The organism is Bradyrhizobium sp. LeoA1Lang, assembly GCF_055413685.1.
Genome location: NZ_JBVAPG010000340.1, coordinates 1 through 3,286 on the forward strand (window position 1 = coordinate 1; position 3,286 = coordinate 3,286).

The 3,286-nt window shown below is 61.0% G+C and carries 1 protein-coding gene and 3 pseudogenes; 3 read left to right on the top strand and 1 reads right to left on the bottom strand.

From position 1 onward, the window contains the following. Positions 1–185: 185 nt before the first annotated feature. Positions 186–1,592 (top strand): annotated as a pseudogene (gene traG / locus ACZYOF_RS43065) (Ti-type conjugative transfer system protein TraG); the annotation flags it as partial. A gap of 341 nt (positions 1,593–1,933) precedes the next feature. Beyond that, positions 1,934–2,278: a hypothetical protein gene (locus ACZYOF_RS43070; protein WP_130584274.1), complete on the top strand. Its 345-nt coding sequence runs from the start codon at positions 1,934–1,936 to the stop codon at positions 2,276–2,278. A 304-nt stretch (positions 2,279–2,582) separates the two neighbouring features. Here the strand turns inward: ACZYOF_RS43070 and ACZYOF_RS43075 are convergent. After that, positions 2,583–2,948, bottom strand: a pseudogene (locus ACZYOF_RS43075) (integrase core domain-containing protein); the annotation flags it as partial. A gap of 1 nt (position 2,949) precedes the next feature. Between ACZYOF_RS43075 and ACZYOF_RS43080 the strand changes: the two are divergent. Beyond that, positions 2,950–3,162, top strand: a pseudogene (locus ACZYOF_RS43080) (DUF2130 domain-containing protein); the annotation flags it as partial. Positions 3,163–3,286: the final 124 nt, after the last annotated feature.

Genomic DNA, 3,286 nt, shown 5'->3' on the forward strand with positions numbered 1-3,286 from the left:
CTCGACAACACCAGCTCGACGGTCTGGCGCTTGTATTCTTCGGTAAATGACCGACGTTGACGTTCCATTCAACACCTCCGGGCTCAATGAGCCTACTACAGGTGTCCACTCATTCGGAGGAGGTTCAAGTTTCTCCAAACCAGTTGGCGTTCAGCTATGGCTGATTTTCCCCGGACAGCCCTGCGGAAGCGGGGGGCATCGTGGTCGGGGAGCGCTATCGCGTCGATCGGAATGCGGTCGCTGATCAGTCCTTTCGCGCTGACGACCCTGAGACATGGGGCGCCGGCGGCAGGTCTCCCCTGCTCTGCTTTGATGGGTCGTTTGGCTCCTCGCACGGCATCGTGTTCGCTGGTTCGGGCGGCTTCAAGACGACATCCGTGACGGTGCCGACAGCGCTCAAATGGGGCGGCGGATTGGTCGTCCTCGATCCTTCCAACGAGGTCGCGCCCATGGTCACGGGACACCGGCACGGCGCCGGTCGCCAGGTCTTCGTGCTCGACCCGCGCTCCTCGGCGATCGGCTTCAATGTGCTCGACTGGATCGGCCAGCACGGCGCAACAAAGGAAGAGGACATTGCCGCCGTCGCCTCATGGATCATGACCGACAATCCGCGCCAAGGCTCGGCGCGGGATGACTTCTTTCGTGCCTCGGCGTTGCAACTGCTGACGGCGCTGATCGCCGATGTCTGCCTGTCCGGTCATACGGAAAAGACGGATCAGCAGCTGCGCCAGGTCCGCGCCAATCTGTCCGAGCCGGAGCCGAAGCTGCGCCAGAGGCTTCAATCGATCTACGACAACTCGGAATCCGGATTCGTGAAGGAAAATGTCGCGCCCTTCATCGCCATGACGCCGGAAACGTTCAGTGGCGTCTACGCCAATGCGGTGAAGGAAACCCATTGGCTCTCCTATGCCAACTATGCCGCACTGGTGTCCGGGTCTAGCTTCGCGACGACCGAGATCGCGGAAGGTCGGACGGACATCTTCATCAATCTCGACCTGAAGACGCTGGAGAATCATGCCGGCCTCGCCCGTGTCATCATCGGCTCGCTGCTCAACGCGATCTACAATCGAAATGGGGAAGTGACTGGCCGCACCTTGTTCCTGCTCGATGAGGTCGCTCGCCTCGGGTACTTGCGCATTCTCGAAACCGCGCGCGACGCGGGTCGCAAATACGGCATCACCCTGCTGATGCTCTACCAGTCGATCGGCCAGATGCGCGAGGCTTATGGCGGACGTGACGCCACCAGCAAGTGGTTCGAGAGCGCGTCCTGGATCTCCTTCTCGGCGATCAACGATCCCGAGACGGCGGATTACATCTCGAAGCGTTGCGGTGACACGACGGTGGAGGTTGATCAGCTGAGCCAGTCCTCGCGGATGTCGGGTTCCTCCCGAACGCGGTCCAAGCAGCTCGCGCGACGGCCGCTCATGCTGCCGCATGAGGTCCTGCGGATGCGGACCGACGAGCAGATCATCTTCACGGCCGGCAATCCGCCGCTACGATGCGGGCGGGCCATCTGGTTCCGGCGCGACGACATGCGGGCGCGCGTCGGCGAGAACAGGTTCTACCGGAGAGAAGCTGGTGGGCGTAGCTGATGGTCGTGAAATGCGGTAATGACCCGCGAGAGGATCGTCACGCGAATGCGCGGAGACCGCTTGCGGGCTCTGGGAGCGCCGTTCCCGGCGGCGCGAGTAGAGCCGTCCCGAGAGGGCTCGCCCGATCCTTCATTGATGAAGGGAGGACACATTGTACGCGCGAAGTTGGGCTGCCATAGGTCGGCTCTTAATCGGAAATCGGCAAGACCATCACCGGACAAGTCTCGAGGTGGTCAGAAGCAGGATCGGGCCTTGAAGGACGCGTCAAAAGCAGCGTCAAGCGACTATCGCCACGGCCGGGGGGCAAGTCCAGGTGACATCGATTCGGGAAAGAAAAGCAGATGAGCGATAAGACCGGTCTTGAAAGCAAAACCGTTGAAGCGATACGACATTATCGCGAGGCCCTCGCACTGGTGGAAAACCTGGAACGAGAGGACGCTTGCGCCCATCGAGCGCTGACGCGCACGCTGCTCGATTTGGAGCGTGCCCTGCGAGACGAAGCGGCACCGCATCTCAAGAACAGCCTGTTTGAGATTGGCTCCGCAGCGGTTTCGCGGTCGGACAAAACGTGGACCGACCTGGTCGAGGCGACCTCGAGATTGGAGTCCGCCCGCCTAACTTTGGCTCTCCTGGAACGGCAATTGGGATATATTCCAGAAGTCTCGCTGGGGGCGGATCACGAGTAGTCCCAGGCGAGGGAGTCTCGCACGATCGGAACCTTTCCCGATCACTTCAGAGCGGCGGCATCCCCTCCGACGGACCTCCGACGGGTTCGCGTTCCAGCCAAAATCCCGTCGGCTGAAACCGGACCCTCACTGCGTCCTCGTGTCTGGGATCGCCGAGGTGAAGGGCACGAATCGAGACCTTGCCGGCTTCCAAGCCTTCCAATGCACCACGCAAGCGCTTTCCTGCCGCTTCGTCGCGTCCACCCATGCAAGGATAGACAGCGACGGCGCCAATCGATGAGGCCTCTGACCTGCCACTGAACTTTCATCCAGCAGCGGTTAGAGTCTCAGGGTTTTGTACGCCAAGTGGCGCGGGTGGAGCAACGGACGATCGGCGGAGCTGGTCGGGGTTGCGCAGCCGATCGTCCGTTGCGGTGAGGTGGGCGGCATAGGCCGCAGGGGTCAGGTATTTCAGCGACGAGTGAGGCCGCCAGATATTGTAGTCGGCGACCCAAGCCGCGATCTTGGCGCGGGCGTCATCCAGATCGAAGAACAGGGTCTCGTTGAGCAGTTCATCGCGCATCCGGCCGTTGAAACTCTCGATGAAGCCGTTCTGCATCGGCTTTCCCGGCGCGATAAAGTGCCAATCGATGACCGTGTCCTTGCTCCAGGCGAGCATGGCGTTGCAGGTGAAGGGGGATTACATCTTTCGCGACTCGGACGAGGCCGGCACCGAGATTGTCTCCATCATGTTCGAGATGAAGAACGAGAGCGATAAGACCGCAACGAAGAGCAAAAACGAGGACTTTCTCAAGGAACTCGACCGGGATCGCACCGAGAAAGGCTGCGAGTATGCCATCCTGGTCTCACTGCTCGAACCTGACAGCGGACTCTACAACGCTGGTAGGTGCCGTCCGAAAAGCGGTTGGAATTGAAAGTGGCGTAGTCTCCGGGGTGATCAACCTCGAATCACCCGGCGTTGACGCGCCGGGCTGGAGACCACGCCATGACAAGCGTTACCACGAAGGC